Consider the following 20519-nt stretch of genomic DNA (forward strand, 5'->3'; position numbering starts at 1 on the left):
GGTAATTCATGCCGGTCGGCATCCTTTATATATTCGAGTAACAGGATGATGACATACAAATTACAATGGATAATCATCATTGCATCCCTGTTAATGACGAGACTTACCTCTGCCACTGAATTTAATATAAACGCCATCGATAAAGATCAGCGCGGCAGCGTCGATTTATCACGTTTTAAAGATCAAATATCGGTTACGCCGGGAAGCTATTTCGTTACGGTTTCAGTTAATGATATTCCGCTGGCAAATGGCTGGCTCCTTCGCTGGAGAGAAATAAATAACGCGGTTCAGGTGTGTATTCCTCCCGAACTGGCCGATACATTTGCGTTACAGGATGAGGTTCGTCACGCTTTGCCAGAAAAAGAGGGATGCGTTGATTTCGCCGCCAGACCAGACATCAGATTTACGTTTGAGCAAGATAGCCAATCCCTGAATGTGACGATCCCCCAGGCATGGCTGCAATACCGTGCGGTGGACTGGATGCCGCCATCCACCTGGGACAACGGCGTGCCGGGCGTACTGCTGGATTACAATCTTTTTGCCAGCCATTATCAGCCCAATAGCGGCAGCAGCAATAACAACGCCAATACCTATGGCACCGTCGGTGCGAACATGGGCGCGTGGCGCCTGCGAAGCGATTACCAGTACACGCGAAGCGATACTGAAGCAGGCTCAGAGCAGGATGGCCGTTTTTCACGCGTTTATATGTTCCGCCCTCTGCCCTCAATCGGAGCGAAACTGACGCTGGGTGAAACGGATTTCCAGTCCGCAATTTTTGACGCCTTCACCTACACCGGCGCATCGCTAATCAGCGATGAACGTATGCTGCCATGGTCGCTTCGCGGCTATGCCCCACAGATTACCGGAATAGCACAAACCAACGCCACCGTAACCGTAAGCCTTGCCGATCGCGTGATTTACCAAAGTAAAGTGCCACCAGGCCCGTTTGTTATTCAGGATCTTAACCAGTCGGTTCAGGGCACGCTGGACGTCAAAGTCACGGAAGAGGACGGCCGCGTCAGCACCTTCCAGGTCTCTGCCGAGTCCGTGCCGTTTTTAACGCGCAAGGGTCAGGTTCGCTACAAGTTCGCGGCGGGTAAAGCGCGCCAGGGTGCCTCCCATGACGTCGAAGATAACGCCTTCATGAGCGGCGAATTTTCCTGGGGCATGCTGTCACACACCTCCCTGTATGGCGGCACGCTGACTGATGGCGACGGTTATCGTTCCGTCGCTGCCGGGATCGGCCAGAATATGGCCTGGCTGGGGGCGCTCTCTTTTGACGTCACGCAGGCCACCAGCCAGCTGCCACACCAGCGCAGTCAGACGGGTTACAGCTATCGCATTAACTACAGCAAGCGTTTCGATACCACCGGCAGTCAGCTTACGCTTGCCAGCTACCGCTACTCAGACCCCCAGTTTTTGAGCTACGCCCGCTACCTTGATTATGACGACGGTGACCGCCAGTCGGAGAAACAAACCCTGAGCGTGACGGCAAGCCAGTACATTTCAGCGTTATCCCTGAACCTGTACGTCAACATGCTGCGTCAGACATGGTGGAATGATTCACCTTCCACGACCGGCAGCATCACGGCGGGCTACAACTTTGATATGGGCCGCTGGAAGAACCTCGGCGTAACCCTGTCCTGGAGTAAAACGCATTACGATGAGGAAGACGAAAGTGACGATACTCAGTTCTATCTCTCGCTCAGCGTACCGCTCGATCCCGATCATCGTCTTAACTATGACCTGCGTAACAGCGACACGCTGAGTCATAACGTGTCGTGGTATGACACGTCGGATCGCAATAATACCTGGGGCGTTTCCGCAGGCGCGGAGAGCGGAAAGCCAGATTCCGGCGCGCAGGTCAGCGGGAATTATCAGCATTATTCTACGTACGGCGATCTCAATCTCTCAGGCAGCTATAAAGCTGACGAATATAACTCCCTCAGCGCGAGCTGGAGTGGTTCCTTCACCTCAACGGCGAAAGGCGCCGCGCTGCACCGGCGAAGCTACGGTAATGAACCTCGTGTGATGGTCAGCACCGACGGGGTAGGCAATATCCCGCTGAACATGTCGCGAGATGAGACCAACCGTTTTGGCATCGGCGTTTTACCGTCATTCTCCAGCTATTCCCCCTCCAGCGTGCAGGTCAATCTGAACAACCTCCCTGATGGCGTGGACGTAGACAACCGCGTCGTGACCTCAACCTGGACTGAGGGAGCCATTGGTTATCGTCAGATTGCCACGCGCGCAGGTAAGGACGTGACAGGCGTTCTGCGAATGTCATCAGGAGCGCCACCTCTCGGGGCGATTGTTCGCCTGGAAGCAAGCAATTTGCAGGTTGGGATGGTGGCCGATGAAGGCCGCGTCTGGCTGGCCGCCGTTGAGCCAGAACAGCAGTTTCGCGTGACATGGGGCGACAACCAACAGTGTCGCTTCTCGTTACCTTCTCACTTAGAAAACAGTATGCAGTTGATACTGCCGTGTCAGTAAGAAATCATCATGAAATTAACGCCGTTTAAAAGCCTGTGCCTGATGCTAACCAGCACAGCATTTGCTACCCACGCAGCCATTAATCTGGACCGCACGCGCATTGTTTTTCCAGAAAGCGACAAGGCCAGCAGCCTGAAAGTGGACAATCAGAGCAAGGTGCTGCCTTATCTGGCGCTCTCCTGGATTGAAGATGAAAAGGGACAAAAAGAAGATACGCACTTTATGGCGCTTCCCCCCATTCAACGTATCGAAGCGGGCACCTCGTCGCAGATAAGGATTGTTAAACAAGCCGCTACTCGCCAGCTGCCAGGAGACAGGGAATCGCTGTTTTATTTCAACCTGCGTGAAGTACCGCCAAAAAACACCAGCGCCAGCGAGGAGCGCAGCGTGATGCAGGTAGCAATGCAGAGCCGAATTAAGCTGTTCTGGCGTCCAGAAGCGATTAGCAAAAAATCCGGCGAACTGACTGAAATGCGAATGGAAATTTCCGCCAACGCGAATGGGCTCACGGTCCACAACCCTACGCCGTACTACATCACGCTGGCGTGGCTGAGCAAAAATGCTAAAACCATGCTGCCGGGTTTTGACAGTCTGATGATTGCGCCTTTCGCCACGGCAACCGCGTCTACCGGCGATTACCACGGTAGTTATTACAGCATCGGCTATATCGACGATTACGGTGCCCTGAAAAAAGTCGACGTGCAGTGCACCGGAACGGCGCAATGTAAACTTACCGAACGGAAAATCGATAAAGATGCGAAAGCTCGCTAGTGTCCTGCTTACATTGCTGCTTTCAGCGCTACCTTTGGAAGATGCGAGGGCGCTTAACTGTTATCTGGGTGGCTCTGGCGGTTCCGTCGAGGAGACAAAAACGATCTCCCCCTTTGCCATACCCAGCAACGCCCAAATTGGCCAAAAAATATGGGAGTCTGATGACATTAGGATTCCGGTGACGTGTGACAACAACGTCTCGAGCAATTTTAAGCCGGAAGATGTCTTTGCCTGGGTAAATCCTTATCCTGTCGCAACCGATCCCTATTATGAGCTGGGCGTCACCTATGAAGGTATAGATTACGATGCTACAGGTCAGCCCAACGGCGTGGATACCCGCCAGTGTCTGGACAACAATAACATCACTATTTACACCCCTGCTCAAATCCGCCAGATGGGTTGGGAGAATCGCATTTGCTCTGGTAATCCGGATGATATCCATATTTCGCGCACGTTCGTCGCCCGATTACGACTTTTCGTGAGAATAAAGGCTGTGCCGCCGCATGGCTATGTCAGTTCGCTCAGCGATTACATCGTTGTGCAATTTGACGGTAAGGGTGGCGTTAATCAGATGGCCGACGCGAAGAACCTGAAGTATCACATCAACGGGCTGCAAAACATTACGGTACTTGATTGCGGGGCGACGTTTAGCATTTACCCTGAGAATCAGGAGATCGACTTCGGCACCTTCAGTGCGCGCGACATTGTGAATCAGCAGAAGCGTATTCGCACGTTTTCAATACGAACCACCAAAGTGCAGGATGCCCAGTGCTCGGACGGATTTAAGATGGACTCGTCATTTTACACAACCGAAACGCTCAGCGCAGACGACACCGCGGTACTGATAGGGAATGGGTTAAAGCTGCGTATTCTTAACGGAACGGAGCCTTACACATTCAACCAGTACAAGGAATACGCCGATTTTACGGGCGATATGATGAATCTTGAGCAAAACTACACGGCTGAACTTTCGCGGGATGAAGGAAAAGCGATTCAGTCCGGGCCGTTTGAAACCGTGGTACTGTTCAAAATTAACTACCACTAGAAGCAAAAAAGCCGGGTTTCCCCGGCTTTTTCACATCAGCATGTTCAGCTGGCTTTACGCTCATGCGCCCGGCGGTATTCAACCAGATCTTCAATCGTCACCACTGGCATATTGTGCAGACGCGCAAAGGTGATGCACTCCGGCGCGCGCGCCATGGTGCCATCATCGTTGGTCAGTTCGCACAGCACGCCTGCGGGTTTGAAGCCAGCCAGCGTCACCAGATCGATGGTCGCTTCGGTATGACCACCACGGGTCAGCACGCCGCCCGGCTGCGCGCGCAGCGGGAAGACATGACCAGGGCGGTGCAGATCGGAGGGTTTTGCACCATCAGCAATCGCTGCACGCACGGTAGTCAGGCGGTCAGCCGCCGACACCCCGGTGGTGACGCCATGTGCCGCTTCAATGGTCACGGTGAAGCCGGTACCAAAGGCGCTTGTGTTGTTTTCAACCATCATCGGCAGATCAAGCTGCTGGCGACGGTCTTCGGTGATGCACAGGCATACGATGCCGCTACCGTGACGGATGGTCAGCGCCATCTGCTCAACGGTCATGTTCTCGGCGGCAAAAATCATGTCGCCTTCGTTTTCACGGTTTTCATCGTCAAGCACCATCACACCGCGGCCTTCGCGCAGTGCATCCAGTGCATGTTCAACACGTTGAGTTGAAGTGCCAAAAGAGGAAAGTAGCGTCTGATTCATGGTAAAAAAACCTCATTAACTTTATGGTTACCAGAATCAGGGCAGTCTTAGGAGCGCCGTACAAGCGGCAAAAAAATAACGTGAGCGGGCCTTGCCCGACTGGATCGTTACTCTCTCCCATCCGGACTCTAACCGTCGGCCCCGGAATTACACCGGATCTGCTGACCTTTGAGAATTCACCCAAAGCGCTCGCGGGCTTTCAGCGTTAAGCTGATTTACCGCCGGTGGGGAATTTCGCCCCGCCCTGAGAATAAGCGAGATAACTATAACGCTATTGATTACCCTGGGCAATGCATAAGCTTCAAACAATTTTGTTTAACCCGCGGCATGACGCGCTACAATAGGCACTAACACCTTTTCATCAAGGGAAACGACAATGATTGACCCAAAAAAAATTGAGCAGATCGCGCGTCAGGTTCATGAGTCCATGCCGAAAGGTATTCGTGAGTTTGGTGATGACGTTGAGAAGAAAATCCGCCAGACGTTGCAGGCACAGTTGGTTCGCCTTGATTTAGTCAGCCGCGAAGAGTTTGACGTGCAGACGCAGGTGCTGCTGCGCACCCGCGAGAAGCTGGCGCTGCTGGAACAGCGTCTGAGCGAGCTGGAGAGCCGCAATGCGCCGGAAGAGGTGAAGCCAGCGCCAGCTATTCCACCGGTGGATGACCAGGCATAGTGCGGCCTGTTGTGCCCGGTGGCGGCTACGCCTTACCGGGCCTACATGAACGCGTAGGTCGGGTAAGGCGCAGCCGCCATCCGACATAAAAAAACGGGCCAACTGGCCCGTTTTTTACTGACTGTCTTTCTGGATCTTCTTAATGATGTTAGTGGTTGAACACCCGTCCTCAAAGTTGAGCACCATCACTTCACCGCCATTCGCCCAGACCTCTTCGCTACCTGCGATTTGCTCTGGTTTGTAATCACCGCCCTTCACCAGCAGGTCAGGCAGAATTCCGGCAATCAGGCGCTGCGGGGTGTCTTCTTCAAATGAGACCACCCAGTCCACCGCTTCCAGCGCGCCGAGCACTATCATGCGCTGCTCCAGCGGGTTCACCGGACGCGTTTCACCCTTCAGTCGTTTGGTTGAGGCATCGCTGTTGACCGCCACAATCAGGCGGTCGCCCAGCTTGCGCGCATTCGCCAGATACGAGACATGACCCGCATGCAGGATGTCGAACACGCCGTTCGTCATCACCACTTTTTCACCGCGTTTGCGCGCGGCGGCAACGGCCACTTTCAGCTCGTCTTCGGTCATGACGCCAAAGCCGGTATCCGCACGCCCACGCACCGCATTTTCCAGCTCGATTGGCGAAACGGTGGAGGTCCCGAGTTTACCGACGACCACGCCCGCCGCGGCGTTCGCGAAGTAGCACGCTTCTTCCAGAGTGTTACCCGCCGCCAGCGTCGCCGCCAGCACGCCGATCACCGTATCACCGGCACCGGTCACGTCGTACACTTCCTGCGCCTGGGTTGGCATATGCAGCGGCGCCTTGCCCGGTTGCAGCAGCGTCATGCCCTGTTCTGAACGGGTCACCAGCAGCGCAGACAGCTCGAAATCAGCGATGATTTTCATGCCGCGCTCAACCAGCTCTTCTTCAGTTTTGCACTTGCCCGCCACCGCTTCAAACTCAGAGAGGTTGGGCGTCAGGAGGGTTGCGCCGCGATAGCGCTCAAAATCGGTGCCTTTCGGGTCGATCAGCACCGGAACGCTGGCTTTGCGCGCCAGCTGGATCATGGTCTGCACGCTCGCCAGCGCACCTTTGGCATAATCAGACAGCACCAGCGCGCCGATATTGCCCAGCGCCTGGCTAATGCGCTCATGCAGCGGCTCAGGATCAACGCCTTCGAACCCTTCTTCAAAGTCGAGGCGGATCAGCTGCTGGTTACGCGACAGCACGCGCAGCTTGGTGATGGTTGGGTGGGTCGGAACAGAAACGAAGTCGCACTTCACGTTCACGTCCGCCAGCGACTGGCTCAGCGCACGCGCCGCATCGTCAATGCCGGTCAGGCCCACCAGACGCGAATGCGCGCCCAGCGAGGCTATGTTCATCGCCACGTTTGCCGCGCCGCCTGGACGTTCTTCAATGGTGTCGACCTTAACTACCGGCACCGGCGCTTCCGGAGAGATACGGCTGGTCGGCCCATACCAGTAGCGATCCAGCATCACATCCCCGACAACCATAACTCCAGCACGTTCAAACTCTGGCAGTGTTACTTTCATTCCTGACTCCAGAAAGATTCACAATTTGCGCGCGATAATATCACACTTGTTTTGTTACGCACGGTTCCACCAGCCACTTCTGCCAGCTTGCGGTCACCTGCGCGCGTTCATCGGTGAAACCGTCCAGCGCCACATGGCCCGGCTGTTCCTGTAAGGCCAGATGGTGCAGCTCGTCACGCAGCGTGGTGTAGGCGCGGGTTAATGCCTGCGCCTCCTGCTCATCCATAATGTCGTTCTGCGCCAGCAGTTCCAGTATGCGCACGTTATCCGACCAGCGGGTCAGCTTCGGCTTATCGTGCGCGTGCAACAGCACCAGATACTGAGTGATAAACTCAATATCGGTAATCCCGCCCTCATCAGCTTTGATATCAAAGCGATCGCGATGTTTGTTGCCAAGGTGCGCGCGCATTTTCTCACGCATTTCCCGCACTTCGGTTTGCAGCGTACAGCCTTCGCGCGGGGTCGTCATGACCGCCTTGCGGATCGCATCGAACTGCGTTTTGAGCTGCGGATCGCCGTACACCACGCGGGCGCGCACCAGCGCCTGATGCTCCCACGTCCAGGCTTCGTTCTTCTGATAGTCGGCGAAAGCCTCCGTGGAGGTAACCAGCATGCCTGCCGCGCCGGACGGGCGCAGACGCGCATCCACTTCATACAGAATGCCGGATGAGGTGCGAGTGCTGAACAGGTGCATGATGCGCTGGGCCAGGCGCAGGTAGAACTGCCGCCCGTCGATTTCGCGCTCGCCGTCGGTCATCACGTCAACCGGACAGTCGTGGAGGAAAATCAGATCCAGATCGGAGCTGTAGCCCAGCTCCCAGCCGCCCAGCTTGCCGTAACCCACCACCGCAAAACCGCGGCCTTCGCGCTCTGCAAGGTGTTTCGGCTGCCCGTAGCGGGCCACCATCTGCACCCACGCCTGATGGACAACCGCGTCGATGATCGCTTCCGCCAGCCAGGTTAAGTGATCGCTCACTTTCATTACCGGCAGGGTGCCGGCGATATCTGCCGCCGCCACGCGCAGCATCTGCGCCTGCTTAAACTGACGAAGCGCCTCAAGCTGTTGCTCTTCGTCCTCTTCCGGTACGCGCAGCAGATACTGACGCAGCTCGTCGCGGTAGGCATCCGTCGCCGTCGGCTGATACAGCGTATTCGGGTCGAGCAGTTCGTCCAGCAGCAGCGGATAACGCGCCAGCTTGTTCGCCACCATCGGCGAGGCGGCGCAGAGAGAAATCAGGTGCTTCAGCGCGCCGGGAAACTCACTTAACAGTTCAAGGTAGGTGGTACGCGTGACGATCCCGCTCAGGAGCGGCATCATGCGCGACAGCGGCACCGGCGCATCCTCGCGGGAGCAGACATCGCTCAGCAGATGCGGCATCAGATGATCCAGCACCTGCCGACCGCGCGGGCCAATGGCGCGTTTGTTCAGTTCGAGACGGAAATCAGCAATCAACGCCACCACGCGATGGCGGGCATCGTCGCTTAAGTGCGCCAGCACCGGCGTGGTGTCATCTTCCTCAAGCGCGTCCTGCCACAGTTCGCGCCAGTGCTCGGAGAGCGCATCGTCCTGCGATTCACTTTCGTCGTCGCCGATCAGATCGTTAAAGATGCGGCGCACGCCCGCCATATGCGCTTCCAGCCGTTGCGTCAGCGCCGCCCAGTCATCCACCCGCATCCCCCAGGCCAGACGCGCCCGGTTCAGCTCGTCGCCGGGCAACGTCTGGGTCTGTTCGTCGTTGATACTTTGCAGCAAATTTTCCAGACGACGCAGGAAGAGATAAGCGTCACGCAGCGTTTGCGCGTCGCCTTCCGGCAGCAGATGCAGCTGATTGATAGCGCTGAGCGTTGGCAGCAGCGAGCGGGATTGCAGAGAAGGTTCGCGCCCGCCGCGTATCAGCTGGAAGACCTGGACGATAAATTCGATCTCACGAATACCGCCCGCGCCGAGCTTGATGTTGTCCTTCAGGCCACGGCGACGCACCTCGCGGGCAATCATCCCTTTCATATTTCGCAGGGACTGGATCACGCTAAAGTCGATGTAGCGGCGGAACACGAACGGGCGCAGCATGGCGCGCAGCTCGTTGGCGTAGGCATCGTCGCTGTCGCCCATGATCCGCGCTTTGACCATCGCGTAACGCTCCCAGTCGCGCCCCTGCTCCTGGTAATAATCTTCCAGCGCGGCAAAGCTCAGCACCAGTGGCCCGCTGTCGCCAAACGGACGCAGACGCATATCCACGCGGTAGACAAAACCATCCTGGGTGGGCTGATCCAGCGCCTTAATCAGCCGTTGCCCCAGGCGGGTAAAGAACTGGGCGTTGTCCAGCTCGCGACGACCGCCGCGCGTGGAGCCGTTTTCCGGCCAGGCAAAAATCAGATCGATGTCTGAGGAAAAATTGAGCTCGCAGCCGCCCAGCTTGCCCATCCCCAGAATCAACAGCGGTTGCGGAACCCCGTCTTCGCTGCACGGCGTGCCCCACTCTTTACAGCAGGCGGCGTAGAGCCAGTCCCGCGCGGCGACGATCAGCGTCTGCGCCAGCTCGCTCAACTGCTGCAAGGTGCTCTCTTCACTCACCAGCTCCAGCGCCTGCGCCCAGGCAATGCGTACCATCACCCGGCGGCGGAACTGACGCAGAACGCGCATCAGCGTGGGTTCATCTGCCACCTCTGCCAGCGCGGTTTGCAGCCAGCCAGCATAATGCCGCCACTCGTCAGCCTGCGGCGGCGCGCTTTCCAGCGCTGCCAGCCAGTCCGGGTTAGCGCTGACGCTCTCCTGCACAAAATCACTGAACGTGAGCACGCTTTTCGCCTGCTCGCTTAACGATGACGCGGGTAACGACTCAGGCAGGCGTTCGCAAACGGTCTGCCAGTGCTGCTGTAACTGCGAAGAAAGCGGCATATCAGGGGTTCCTTGCCAGAATTAACGTTTTCCGCTGTGCAGCCAGTACGGATCCTGCGAAATGGCCTCGTTGCGGAAATGCTCGATCTCAATCTGCTGACGGGTCTCGATGGCATGCTTAAGCCCCTGCCAGTTCTCCAGCCAGGCCTGCGCCTTCACGCCCTCATACGCACCTGACAGCAGCAACATGCTGTCGATGTTACGCGCCAGGCGGGGAAGCTGATCGCCATACTGGTCGCCCAGCGGATGCGCGAAGGTGGTTCGCAGCTCGGCCGCGTGACGGGAGAGGTGGATATCCGCAAAACGTTTGAAGTTTTCCGCGATTTTAGTCTGCCCTTTCGCATCGAGGAAAATGCGCCAGCCGCGCGTCACCAGAAATTCGGTCAACGCCAGTTTCGCGCTGGCGTTTTGCGGGCTGTAGATCGCCGTTTGTGCCGACACGTCAGAAAGCATCAGCGTTTCGGTTTGAGTGAGCAGATCACGTAAGTGAGCACTGGCTTTACGCGGTACAATACCGCCGAACAGCGCCAGGGTGTGACGCACCAGCCCCATAGCAGCGAGCACCTGTTTTTTGGCATTTTTCACGTTACGCGCCCACAGCTCCTCGTGGTACTGCCACTGAGAGAGCGCCAGCTCCAGCGCCGCTTCCATGCCCTGCTCAACGGAGGCTTTCGGCACAACGCGCAGAATCGGGGTTTCTCGCAGCACGCGCGGCGCATTCCCGGCGGCCAGGTGATAGCCGCGCGCCGCTTTACTCAGGCTGCCCTGACGCAGGCCAGGCTGGTTTACCAGCTTGCGCGCCAGCTTCAGCACGTCGCTCGCGTCGCCTTCCAGCAGTTCGAGTTCCAATTCGCAGATCGGCTCCTGCTCTTCACCAGCCTTAATTTCACCTCGATCAAACGCAATCTCAATGCGGCTCTTGCCTTCCGTCACCAGCCATTTCTCGCGCCAGAAATCGGTGCTGAACAGCGGTTGCGCCTCTGCCGACAGCGTTGCGGGCAGCGTCCCTTCCGGCCACACTTCCGCCGGAAAACGATCCAGCTCAAGTTCTGGCTTACTGATGTCGATATTGTATTCCGGACGCTGGTGCAAACCGCCCACCACGCGACCGGCGATTTTCATCGTCATCTCGTAGCGCCCGTTCGCACCACGGATGCGCAGGCCCATATCGTGGCTGCGCAGCCAGTTGTCCGGCGTTTCGTAATAGATGTTGAGCAGCTGTACGGGTTCATGGTGCTCGCCGGACAGCGTGTTCAGATGCTGGCGGAGCGCGTCAGCGCTGTCTTTTTCGACGATAAACTTTAATTCGATCTCTTGTGCCATAGCCTTGTACTTTTGCGTGCGTCACAGACGCGTCGATGAAGGCGAACTTCCTCGCCATTTGTTTGTCAGTACATAGTATTTTGCGCCAAATTGCCACGCAATGAGCAATTTGACGGGCGTAAAAGTTTAAAGCGGTGGAAATCATGACACAGATGATTCCGATTGATGATGAATCCTTTGCGTAGCGACACTGATACCACTACTATCGTTCCACTTTTTATGAAAATAACGACTGATATGCTTAAATTACGCCTGATTGGACTTACTTTACTCGCTTTTAGCGCCGCAACCGCGGTCCACGCTGAAGAGAAACGTTACGTTTCTGATGAACTGAATACCTGGGTACGCAGCGGCCCTGGAGACAATTATCGCCTCGTGGGTACGGTAAATGCCGGCGAGGAAGTGACTCTGCTGCAAACTAACGCAGACACCAATTACGGTCAGGTTCGTGACAGCTCTGGCCGCACCTCATGGATCCCGCTGAAAGAGCTAAGCACAGTGCCAAGCCTGCGCACCCGCGTGCCGGATCTGGAAAATCAGGTGAAAACTCTGACCGATAAGCTGAACAACATTGACGGTACCTGGAACCAGCGCACCGCAGAGATGCAGCAGAAAGTGGCGCAAAGCGACAGCGTGATCGCCGGCCTGAAAGACGAAAATCAGAAGCTGAAAAATGAGCTGATCGTCGCACAGAAGAAAGTAAACGCCGCGAATCTACAGCTGGATGACAAACAACGCACCATCATCATGCAGTGGTTTATGTATGGCGGCGGCGTACTGGGCGTCGGTCTGGTGCTGGGTCTGGTGCTTCCTCACCTTATCCCAAGCCGTAAACGTAAAGACCGCTGGATGAACTAACTCGTCTTCTCTGCCACACTTACGTATCATCTTGCGAAAAGAGAAAACGGGAGTGTTGGCGTGAAGAGTTATCTGGTCGGTGGTGCGGTACGTGATGCGTTATTAGGTCTGCCGGTCAAAGATAAAGATTGGGTCGTGGTCGGTGCCACGCCCGAAGCGATGATTGACGCGGGCTACCAGCAGGTAGGCCGCGATTTTCCTGTGTTCCTCCATCCGAAAAGCCGGGAAGAGTACGCCCTGGCGCGTACCGAACGGAAATCCGGTTCCGGTTATACCGGCTTCACCTGTTATGCCGCGCCGGATGTGACGCTGGAGCAGGACTTACTGCGCCGCGATCTCACCATTAATGCCCTGGCGCAGGACGAAAACGGCCATATTATCGATGTCTACGGCGGCCAGAACGATCTGCGTGACCGTCTTTTACGCCATATCTCCCCCGCCTTTTCTGAAGATCCGCTTCGCGTACTGCGCGTGGCGCGTTTTGCCGCCCGTTATGCCCATCTCAGCTTCCGCATCGCCGACGAGACGATGGCGCTGATGACGGCCATGACCGACGCGGGCGAGCTGGAACACCTGACGCCAGAACGCGTCTGGAAAGAGACCGAAAACGCCCTGACTACCCGTAATCCGCAGGTCTTTTTCCTGGTTCTGCGCGACTGCGGGGCGCTGAAAGTGCTGTTCCCGGAAATAGATGCGCTGTTTGGCGTGCCCGCCCCGGCGAAATGGCACCCGGAAATTGATACCGGCATTCACACCCTGATGACGCTGAGCATGGCCGCCATGCTCAGCCCGGAGGTGGACGTGCGCTTTTCTACCCTCTGCCATGACCTCGGCAAAGGGTTAACGCCAAAGGAGTTGTGGCCACGCCACCACGGGCACGGTCCGGCTGGCGTGAAGCTGGTTGAAGGGCTTTGTCAGCGCCTGCGCGTGCCGAATGACATTCGCGATCTGGCAAAACTGGTCGCCGAGTTCCACGACCTGATCCACACCTTCCCGATCCTGAAACCCGCCACCATCGTCAGGCTGTTCGATAACATCGACGCCTGGCGCAAGCCGCAGCGCGTGGAGCAAATTGCGCTGACCAGCGAAGCGGACGTGCGCGGCCGTACCGGGTTTGAAGCGTCCGATTATCCGCAGGGTCGTTTGCTGCGCGAGGCGTGGGAAATCGCAAAAGCGGTGCCAACGAAAGAGGTGGTGGAGGCAGGGTTTAAAGGCCCGGAGATCCGCGAAGAGCTGACGAAACGGCGGATTGATGCGGTCGCGGCGTGGAAGGAAAAACGTTGCCCTCAGCCGAAAGACTGAGGGCGGTCGGTCATCAGAAGAAGACCACGTACACGGCAGCCGCGACGATAAAGCGGTAGATCGCGAACGGAATAAACGAGATACGCTTAATCAGTTGCAGGAAGGTTTTGATGGCAATCAGCGCCACGATAAAGGCGGTGATAAAGCCCACGGCGAACATCGGAATGTCACCTACGGTCAGGAAGCCGATGCTTTTGTAGAGATCCAGTGCGGTGGCGCCCATCATCATCGGTACCGCCAGCAGGAACGAGAACTCAGACGCCGCGTAACGGCTCACGCCCATCAGCATCCCGCCGGAAATGGTTGCCCCTGAACGGGAGAAGCCCGGCCACAGCGCCAGACACTGGAAGCAGCCAATCATAAACGCCTGGCGATACGTCATATCGTCCAGACCTTCTGCACGCGGTGTTTTTGGCTTCAGCACTTCGGCGGCAATCAGCAGGAAGCCGCCGACGACCAGCGCGTACATCACGTTAATCGGGTTGAAAAGCGATTTTATGGTGTCGTGGAACACCAGCCCCAGCACCACCGCCGGGATCATCCCCAGCAGAATATGAATCAGCGTCAGGCGCCCCTTGCCCTCTCCTTCACGCTGCGGTAAACGCCCGAAGTGGATGCCGATCAGACCAAACAGACGACGCCAGAACATGACGACCACCGCCAGAATAGAGCCCAGCTGAATCACCACCTCAAACGTCTTTGCGGTATCGCCTTCAAAGCCCAGGAGATGGCCAACGATAATCATATGGCCCGTACTGGACACCGGCAAAAACTCCGTCAATCCTTCGACCACACCCAGAATTGCCGCCACCAGCAGCGAGTGCATATCGCTCATCTATAAACCCCTAAAAAGATATAAAAAAACGGTGTCCCACGCGGACAACCGTGAAAGATACAGCTTTAAGACCGATATAACCTAAAATGGTTTAGCTATTATGACGTTAAATCTTTCCCTTTCAGATTTGTGCCACGCTCGATAATCACGCCCACGTTGGCGGCGCGCGCCACCGCGCCCGGCTTGCTTAGTTTGATGCGCACCCACGGGGAGTTAAATTTGCTCAGCAGCAGGTCTGCCACCTCTTCCGCCACGCGTTCCACCAGCGCAAAACGTTGTCCTTCCACGTGGCCGATGACCGCTTCACTGATGTCGGCGTAGCTCAGACAGTCATTCACATCATCGCTTTTTGCTGACTTGCGGTTATCCCAGCCCATTTCGATATCGAACACCAGTTTCTGCTCGATGGTCTGTTCCCAGTCGTAAACACCAATTGTGGTGATTACCGAAAGTTGCTCTATAAATACAATATCCATCACGACCTGCCTGCTTTTTGGCTAAACCGGATACCACTTCCGGCGAATTATGCGTATTATCCACAGATGCTGAGAATACAGATACATTTTCAAAACGGAACAGCGTTATGAGTGCAATCGCGCCTGGAATGATTATCCTCGCCTACCTTTGCGGCTCAATCTCCAGCGCCATTCTGGTCTGCCGCATCGCCGGGTTGCCTGACCCGCGTGAAAGTGGTTCCGGGAATCCGGGGGCGACCAATGTACTACGAATTGGCGGCAAGGGAGCAGCCGTAGCGGTTTTGATTTTTGATGTTCTGAAAGGAATGCTCCCCGTCTGGGGTGCGTATGCGCTGGGCGTCACACCCTTCTGGCTGGGTCTGATTGCTATCGCCGCCTGCGTCGGCCATATCTGGCCCGTTTTCTTTGGTTTTAAAGGCGGTAAAGGCGTTGCAACCGCGTTTGGCGCGATTGCGCCGATCGGCTGGGATCTCACTGGCGTGATGGCGGGCACCTGGCTGCTGACCATCCTGCTGAGCGGCTATTCATCGCTGGGCGCCATCGTCAGCGCGCTGATCGCTCCGTTTTATGTCTGGTGGTTCAAACCGCAGTTTACCTTCCCGGTATCGATGCTCTCGTGCCTGATCCTGCTGCGTCATCATGACAACATTCAGCGCCTGTGGCGTCGCCAGGAAACCAAAATCTGGACGAAGCTCAAGCGTAAAAAGAAAGACGCTCAGTAAACCGTTCGTTATGCCTTATAACCAAATGTGATTTTTGTCCCCTTCTGCCTGTGGTAACTGTTAGGTACACAACACAACCACATAAAAGAAAATGGCAGAAATCACAGACACAACTCCCCTCCCAACGGCAGGAAACACCCCGGATGGCGACATCAAGTGGGTACGCAGCGCATCGGACGTTTCACGTCTCGTTAATGACGGCTCTCAGGGCCGGGCCAATGCCCGCATCGTGGTCGGTATCGCGCTCGGGGGAATTTTTCTCGATGCCTACGATCTCGGCGCGCTGGCATTCGGCATCAAAGACATCACCCGCGAATTTAACCTGACGCCCGCTGGTACCGGCATGGTGGCTTCAGCCATTACCTTTGGTGCCATTGTCGGGGCGCTGCTCGGCGGCTATCTTACGGATAAAATCGGGCGCTACCGCGTCTTTATGGCCGACATGGTGTTCTTTGTCGTCGCCGCCATCGCCTGTGCGCTGGCTCCGAACGAATATGTGCTGGCGGGCGCACGCTTTGTGATGGGTCTTGGCGTCGGGATCGACCTTCCCGTGGCGATGGCGTTTCTCAGCGAGTTCGCCAGGCTGAAAGGCCCGGGGAATAAAGCCTCCAGCGTGGCAATGTGGTGCCCCACCTGGTATGCGGCCATCAGCATCTCTTATCTTCTGGTGCTCTTCTTCTACGCCGTGCTGCCGGAAGGCCACAGCGACTGGCTCTGGCGTCTGATCCTTGGCTTCGGCGCGGTGCCCGCGCTGGTGATTATCGCCATCCGCAGCCGCTATATGAGCGAATCCCCGGTCTGGGCGGCGAATCAGGGCAATCTGAAGGAGGCGGCGTCCATCCTGCGGCAGTCGTACAACATTAATGCCCACGTGCCGCAGGATGCGCTTGACCAGCCCGCGCCGGTGGTCAATAAGGCAAAATGGTCGAACTACCTGAATCTGTTCCGCGGTATCTACCTGCGGCGTACCACGCTCGCCACGCTGCTGTCGGTTGTCTCCTCGTTCGCCTATAACGCCGTAGCCTTTGGCCTGCCGGTGATCATTTCCAGCTTCTTTGTGCAGTCGATGCTGACCACCATTCTGATCTCGCTGGCGCTTAACCTGCTGTTTGCGTTTGTCGGCGGGCTGCTGGCAGTGCGCTATGTTCCGCGCTTCGGCGCGTGGCGAATGTCACTGGCGGGTTACGCCTGCCAGCTGGTGGCGCTGCTCGGTCTGGCGCTGATTGGCCGCCCTGACGGGGCCACGGAAGGCGTGGTCGCCGTCGCGATGCTGGCGCTGTTCCTGTTTGGCCAGGGTTTTGGTCCGGGTGCGCATACCATGACGTTTGCCTCCTTGAGCTACCCGACCTCGCTGCGCGGCGTGGGCGTGGGGCTTAACCAGACGCTGATGCGCAGCAGTTCAACGCTGTCACTGTTTCTGTTCCCGCTACTGGTCGCGTCGCTGGATACCGCCGTGTTCTGGGTGATTGCGCTGGCGCCGTTTATCGGCCTGGTATCGCTGCTGGCGATCCGCTGGGAGCCGTCGGGGTATGATGTGGATGCAGAGGATTATCGCTAGCCTTTCTTGCCGGGTGACGCTGCGCTTACCCGGCCTACATTACTGAAACCGGCTCACATGAGCCGGTTTTTTATCCATAAGCGACTCATATGACAGCCTTCATTTCCGCCAGGGCATACTGAAACGTACCCCGATAGTGTGGAAATGGAAGCACCATGTTAGCAACTCAGGTCACTGATAATTCATACAAAGGCTGGCAGGCCACGCTTGCCCTCCAGTTTTGTTATACCCCTGAGAAAACCCTCCTCCATTCCGCGCGTCACACCGGGCCGCTCACCGTTCAGCGCCCGTTTTACCCTGAAGGCGAGACCTGCCATCTTTACCTGCTGCATCCACCTGGCGGGATTGTGGGCGGGGATACGCTGGATATTTCCGTGCGGCTCGACGCCAAAAGCCATGCCCTCATCACCATGCCCGGCGCCAGCAAGTTCTATCGCAGCAGCGGCCCGCTGGCCTGTCTGAATCAGCAATTTTACCTCGACGAAGAGGCCACGCTGGAGTGGCTGCCGCAGGACACCATAATTTTCCCCGGCGCTAACGCCGCGCTGCGTTCCGTCTTCCATCTTAAGGCCACCAGCACGCTGCTGGCGTGGGAGCTGTACTGTCTGGGCCGTCCGGTGATAAACGAAACCTTCAGCCACGGCACGCTGGAGAGCCGCCTTGAGGTGTGGGTGGATGGCGAGCCGCGTTTGATTGAGCGACTGCATCTTAACGATGGCGATCTGTCGCCCGCCGCAGGCCATTCGTGGGTCGGCACGCTGCTGTTCTACCCGGCCCGGGAAGCTCATCTTGATACAGTGCGCGAGCGGCTCGCCCCGCTGGAAAACTTTGGCGGGGCGACGCTCACCGACGACCTGCTGTCGGTGCGTTTTCTCTCCCACGACAACCTCATTTGCCAGCGGGTGATGCGCGATATCTGGCAGTCGCTTCGCCCGCTTTTAACCCCCAAAACCGCCTGTTCGCCGCGTATCTGGCAGACATAAGAGAAACGCTATGGAACTGACTCCCAGAGAAAAAGACAAGCTGTTGCTGTTCACCGCCGCGCTGGTTGCCGAACGCCGCCTCGCGCGCGGGGTAAAGCTCAACTACCCGGAATCGGTCGCGCTGATCAGCGCCTTTATTATGGAAGGCGCGCGCGATGGCGAAACCGTCGCCTCGCTGATGGAAGCCGGCCGCCACGTCCTGACGCGCGATCAGGTGATGGAGGGCGTGCCGGAGATGATCCCGGATATACAGGTGGAAGCCACCTTCCCGGACGGATCCAAGCTCGTCACCGTCCACAATCCTATCGTGTAAGGAGCGCGTGATGATCCCAGGCGAATACCGGATCCAGTCCGGCAACATTGCGCTCAACGTCGGGCGCGAAACCCGAAGTGTGATCGTGGAAAACCACGGCGACAGGCCGATCCAGGTCGGCTCGCATTACCACTTTTACGAGGTCAACCCGGCGTTGAAATTCGATCGCGAAGCCACCCGAGGCTACCGACTCAACATCCCGGCCGGCACTGCCGTGCGCTTCGAACCCGGCCAGAAGCGGGAAGTGACGCTGGTGCAGGTGACGGGCGCGCAGCGCATTTTCGGTTTTCGCGGCGAGGTCATGGGCGAGGTGAAACATGGCTGAGATTTCACGCCAGGCGTATGCCGATATGTTCGGCCCCACTACCGGGGATAAAGTGCGGCTGGCCGACAGCGAGCTGTGGATCGAAGTGGAAAACGATCTCACGATCTACGGCGAAGAGGTTAAATTCGGCGGCGGAAAAGTGATCCGCGACGGCATGGGACAGGGGCAGATGACCGCAGACGACTGCGTGGATCTGGTGCTCACCAACGCGCTGATCGTCGATCACTGGGGGATCGTGAAAGCGGATATCGGCGTAAAAGATGGGCGGATCTTCGCCGTCGGCAAAGCCGGAAACCCGGACATTCAGCCCGGCGTGACGATCCCGATTGGCGCGGCAACGGAGGTGATCGCCGCAGAAGGGAAGATCGTCACCGCTGGCGGGATCGACACCCACATCCACTGGATCTGTCCGCAGCAGGCGGAAGAGGCGCTGGTCTCCGGCGTCACCACCATGATCGGCGGCGGCACCGGCCCTGCGGCAGGTACAAACGCCACCACCTGCACGCCGGGGCCGTGGTATATCGCCCGCATGTTGCAGGCCGCCGATACGCTGCCGGTGAATATTGGCCTGCTGGGCAAAGGGAACGGTTCAAACCCGGACGCGCTGCGCGAGCAGATCGCGGCTGGCGCCATCGGGCTTAAGATCCACGAAGACTGGGGCGCGACGCCTGCGGCAATCAACTGCTCGCTGGAGGTCGCTGAAGAGATGGATATTCAGGTGGCGCTACACAGCGACACGCTGAACGAGTCCGGTTTTGTCGAAGACACGCTGGCTGCCATCGCCGGGCGCACCATCCACACCTTCCACACCGAAGGGGCGGGCGGCGGCCATGCGCCGGATATCATCACCGCCTGCGCGCACCCGAATATTTTGCCCTCCTCCACCAACCCGACGCTGCCCTACACGGTGAATACCATCGACGAGCATCTGGACATGCTGATGGTCTGTCACCATCTCGACCCGGATATCGCCGAGGACGTGGCATTTGCGGAATCCCGTATTCGTCGGGAAACCATCGCCGCCGAAGACGTGCTGCACGATATCGGCGCGTTCTCGCTCACCTCGTCAGATTCACAGGCCATGGGCCGCGTGGGGGAAGTGATTATCCGCACCTGGCAGGTGGCGCACCGCATGAAGGTGCAGCGCGGCGCATTGCCGGAAGAGACAGGCGAGAACGACAACTTCCGCGTGAAGCGCTATGTCGCCAAATACACCATTAATCCGGCTCTTACCCACGGCATCGCCCATGAGGTCGGTTCTATTGAGGCGGGCAAGCTGGCGGATCTGGTGGTCTGGTCCCCCGCTTTCTTTGGCGTCAAACCGGCCACCATCGTCAAAGGCGGGATGATCGCCTGCGCGCCGATGGGCGACATCAACGCCTCGATCCCCACGCCGCAGCCGGTGCATTACCGCCCGATGTTTGGTGCACTTGGTGCCGCACGCCACGCCACGCGGCTAACGTTTGTCTCGCAGGCCGCTGATGTCAGCGGCATTCCGCAGCGGCTCGGATTGCAAAGCGCCACCGCGGTGGTGAAAGGCTGCCGGACGGTGAAAAAGGCCGACATGATCCACAACGATTTACAGCCGAATATCACCGTTGACTCGCAAACCTATGAGGTTCGCGTCGACGGCGAATTGATCACCAGCGAACCGGCAGAAGTTTTGCCGATGGCGCAACGCTATTTTCTGTTTTGAGGAGTGA

General features: G+C 57.4%; 18 protein-coding genes and 1 riboswitch. Of the genes, 12 read left to right on the plus strand and 6 right to left on the minus strand.

The annotated features are described in order from the left end of the window. Positions 1-48: 48 nt before the first annotated feature. Genes ACQG03_RS18340 through ACQG03_RS18350 form a run of 3 tightly spaced genes read left to right on the plus strand, consistent with a single transcriptional unit; the run spans position 49 to position 4309 of the window. Positions 49-2493: a fimbria/pilus outer membrane usher protein gene (locus tag ACQG03_RS18340; RefSeq protein ID WP_063163862.1), complete on the plus strand. Its 2445-nt coding sequence runs from the start codon at positions 49-51 to the stop codon at positions 2491-2493. 9 nt (positions 2494-2502) lie between these two features. Continuing rightward, a complete protein-coding gene (locus tag ACQG03_RS18345) occupies positions 2503-3264 on the plus strand; it encodes a fimbrial biogenesis chaperone (RefSeq protein WP_023298622.1) in 762 nt (253 codons plus the stop codon). Then, a complete protein-coding gene (locus tag ACQG03_RS18350; protein ID WP_063163861.1) occupies positions 3248-4309 on the plus strand; it encodes a type 1 fimbrial protein in 1062 nt (353 codons plus the stop codon). The genes ACQG03_RS18345 and ACQG03_RS18350 overlap by 17 nt, the downstream gene beginning before the upstream one ends. 44 nt (positions 4310-4353) lie before the next feature. On the opposite strand, the gene ribB is transcribed toward ACQG03_RS18350, so the two are convergent. Further along, entirely contained in the window at positions 4354-5007 is a 654-nt protein-coding gene (gene ribB, locus ACQG03_RS18355; protein WP_003862538.1) for a 3,4-dihydroxy-2-butanone-4-phosphate synthase, read from the minus strand. Between the two features lie 105 nt (positions 5008-5112). After that, a riboswitch (FMN riboswitch) is annotated at positions 5113-5263 on the minus strand. Between the two features lie 120 nt (positions 5264-5383). On the opposite strand from ribB, the gene ubiK reads away from it, so the two are divergent. Further along, a complete protein-coding gene (ubiK, locus tag ACQG03_RS18360; protein WP_000566823.1) occupies positions 5384-5680 on the plus strand; it encodes a ubiquinone biosynthesis accessory factor UbiK in 297 nt (98 codons plus the stop codon). Positions 5681-5794: 114 nt separating this feature from the next. Here ubiK and hldE read toward each other — a convergent pair whose 3' ends face one another. Genes hldE through ACQG03_RS18375 form a run of 3 tightly spaced genes read right to left on the minus strand, consistent with a single transcriptional unit; the run spans position 5795 to position 11444 of the window. Further along, positions 5795-7225: a bifunctional D-glycero-beta-D-manno-heptose-7-phosphate kinase/D-glycero-beta-D-manno-heptose 1-phosphate adenylyltransferase HldE gene (gene hldE / locus ACQG03_RS18365; RefSeq protein WP_063149087.1), complete on the minus strand. Its 1431-nt coding sequence runs from the start codon at positions 7223-7225 to the stop codon at positions 5795-5797. Between the two features lie 40 nt (positions 7226-7265). After that, the gene (glnE, locus tag ACQG03_RS18370) at positions 7266-10121 is read right to left on the minus strand and encodes a bifunctional [glutamate--ammonia ligase]-adenylyl-L-tyrosine phosphorylase/[glutamate--ammonia-ligase] adenylyltransferase (protein WP_063163860.1); all 2856 of its coding nucleotides are present in this window, start codon (positions 10119-10121) and stop codon (positions 7266-7268) included. 21 nt (positions 10122-10142) lie between these two features. Then, the gene (locus ACQG03_RS18375; RefSeq protein ID WP_063163859.1) at positions 10143-11444 is read right to left on the minus strand and encodes an inorganic triphosphatase; all 1302 of its coding nucleotides are present in this window, start codon (positions 11442-11444) and stop codon (positions 10143-10145) included. 237 nt (positions 11445-11681) lie between these two features. On the opposite strand from ACQG03_RS18375, the gene ACQG03_RS18380 reads away from it, so the two are divergent. Together ACQG03_RS18380 and ACQG03_RS18385 are read left to right on the plus strand one after the other, a co-directional pair. Next, on the plus strand, positions 11682-12302 hold the full coding sequence (locus ACQG03_RS18380) for a TIGR04211 family SH3 domain-containing protein (RefSeq protein WP_001303390.1): 621 nt from the start codon (positions 11682-11684) through the stop codon (positions 12300-12302). 60 nt (positions 12303-12362) lie between these two features. Beyond that, a complete protein-coding gene (locus ACQG03_RS18385; protein ID WP_023306974.1) occupies positions 12363-13604 on the plus strand; it encodes a multifunctional CCA addition/repair protein in 1242 nt (413 codons plus the stop codon). Between the two features lie 13 nt (positions 13605-13617). Here the strand turns inward: ACQG03_RS18385 and bacA are convergent, their stop codons facing one another. Both bacA and folB read right to left on the minus strand, forming a co-directional pair. Next, positions 13618-14439: an undecaprenyl-diphosphate phosphatase gene (bacA, locus tag ACQG03_RS18390; protein ID WP_003862545.1), complete on the minus strand. Its 822-nt coding sequence runs from the start codon at positions 14437-14439 to the stop codon at positions 13618-13620. Positions 14440-14537: 98 nt separating this feature from the next. Continuing rightward, positions 14538-14915, minus strand: a complete 378-nt coding sequence (gene folB, locus ACQG03_RS18395) for a bifunctional dihydroneopterin aldolase/7,8-dihydroneopterin epimerase (RefSeq protein WP_023306975.1) — start codon at positions 14913-14915, stop codon at positions 14538-14540. A gap of 107 nt (positions 14916-15022) precedes the next feature. Here folB and plsY point away from each other — a divergent pair, with 107 nt between their 5' ends. From plsY to ureC, 6 genes are all read left to right on the plus strand, one after another. Then, positions 15023-15637: a glycerol-3-phosphate 1-O-acyltransferase PlsY gene (gene plsY / locus ACQG03_RS18400; RefSeq protein ID WP_022649440.1), complete on the plus strand. Its 615-nt coding sequence runs from the start codon at positions 15023-15025 to the stop codon at positions 15635-15637. A gap of 91 nt (positions 15638-15728) precedes the next feature. Next, positions 15729-17195, plus strand: coding sequence for an MFS transporter (locus ACQG03_RS18405; RefSeq protein WP_023306976.1), 1467 nt, complete (start codon positions 15729-15731; stop codon positions 17193-17195). A gap of 155 nt (positions 17196-17350) precedes the next feature. Continuing rightward, complete coding sequence (locus tag ACQG03_RS18410; protein ID WP_058646838.1) at positions 17351-18178, plus strand: urease accessory protein UreD; 828 nt, start codon at positions 17351-17353, stop codon at positions 18176-18178. A 10-nt stretch (positions 18179-18188) separates the two neighbouring features. Beyond that, complete coding sequence (locus tag ACQG03_RS18415; RefSeq protein WP_003862556.1) at positions 18189-18491, plus strand: urease subunit gamma; 303 nt, start codon at positions 18189-18191, stop codon at positions 18489-18491. A gap of 10 nt (positions 18492-18501) precedes the next feature. Continuing rightward, positions 18502-18816 (plus strand): urease subunit beta, encoded by a 315-nt coding sequence (locus ACQG03_RS18420; RefSeq protein WP_015571906.1) that lies wholly within the window; start codon positions 18502-18504, stop codon positions 18814-18816. Then, complete coding sequence (gene ureC / locus ACQG03_RS18425; protein ID WP_063163858.1) at positions 18809-20512, plus strand: urease subunit alpha; 1704 nt, start codon at positions 18809-18811, stop codon at positions 20510-20512. The genes ACQG03_RS18420 and ureC overlap by 8 nt, the downstream gene beginning before the upstream one ends. Positions 20513-20519 lie beyond the last annotated feature (7 nt).

The sequence above is a fragment of the Enterobacter cloacae complex sp. 342H5 genome (assembly GCF_050030905.1).
GTDB lineage: Bacteria > Pseudomonadota > Gammaproteobacteria > Enterobacterales > Enterobacteriaceae > Enterobacter > Enterobacter intestinihominis.

Coding starts and splice junctions, on each gene's coding strand:
- bacA (WP_003862545.1), bottom strand. CDS start 14,439: ATGAGCGATATGCACTCGCTGCTGGTGGCGGCAATTCTGGGTGTGGTC.
- ACQG03_RS18340 (WP_063163862.1), top strand. CDS start 49: ATGACATACAAATTACAATGGATAATCATCATTGCATCCCTGTTAATG.
- ACQG03_RS18405 (WP_023306976.1), top strand. CDS start 15,729: ATGGCAGAAATCACAGACACAACTCCCCTCCCAACGGCAGGAAACACC.
- ubiK (WP_000566823.1), top strand. CDS start 5,384: ATGATTGACCCAAAAAAAATTGAGCAGATCGCGCGTCAGGTTCATGAG.
- ACQG03_RS18345 (WP_023298622.1), top strand. CDS start 2,503: ATGAAATTAACGCCGTTTAAAAGCCTGTGCCTGATGCTAACCAGCACA.
- ACQG03_RS18410 (WP_058646838.1), top strand. CDS start 17,351: ATGTTAGCAACTCAGGTCACTGATAATTCATACAAAGGCTGGCAGGCC.
- ACQG03_RS18375 (WP_063163859.1), bottom strand. CDS start 11,444: ATGGCACAAGAGATCGAATTAAAGTTTATCGTCGAAAAAGACAGCGCT.
- ACQG03_RS18350 (WP_063163861.1), top strand. CDS start 3,248: ATGCGAAAGCTCGCTAGTGTCCTGCTTACATTGCTGCTTTCAGCGCTA.
- glnE (WP_063163860.1), bottom strand. CDS start 10,121: ATGCCGCTTTCTTCGCAGTTACAGCAGCACTGGCAGACCGTTTGCGAA.
- ACQG03_RS18420 (WP_015571906.1), top strand. CDS start 18,502: ATGATCCCAGGCGAATACCGGATCCAGTCCGGCAACATTGCGCTCAAC.
- plsY (WP_022649440.1), top strand. CDS start 15,023: ATGAGTGCAATCGCGCCTGGAATGATTATCCTCGCCTACCTTTGCGGC.
- ureC (WP_063163858.1), top strand. CDS start 18,809: ATGGCTGAGATTTCACGCCAGGCGTATGCCGATATGTTCGGCCCCACT.
- ribB (WP_003862538.1), bottom strand. CDS start 5,007: ATGAATCAGACGCTACTTTCCTCTTTTGGCACTTCAACTCAACGTGTT.
- ACQG03_RS18380 (WP_001303390.1), top strand. CDS start 11,682: ATGCTTAAATTACGCCTGATTGGACTTACTTTACTCGCTTTTAGCGCC.
- hldE (WP_063149087.1), bottom strand. CDS start 7,225: ATGAAAGTAACACTGCCAGAGTTTGAACGTGCTGGAGTTATGGTTGTC.
- folB (WP_023306975.1), bottom strand. CDS start 14,915: ATGGATATTGTATTTATAGAGCAACTTTCGGTAATCACCACAATTGGT.
- ACQG03_RS18415 (WP_003862556.1), top strand. CDS start 18,189: ATGGAACTGACTCCCAGAGAAAAAGACAAGCTGTTGCTGTTCACCGCC.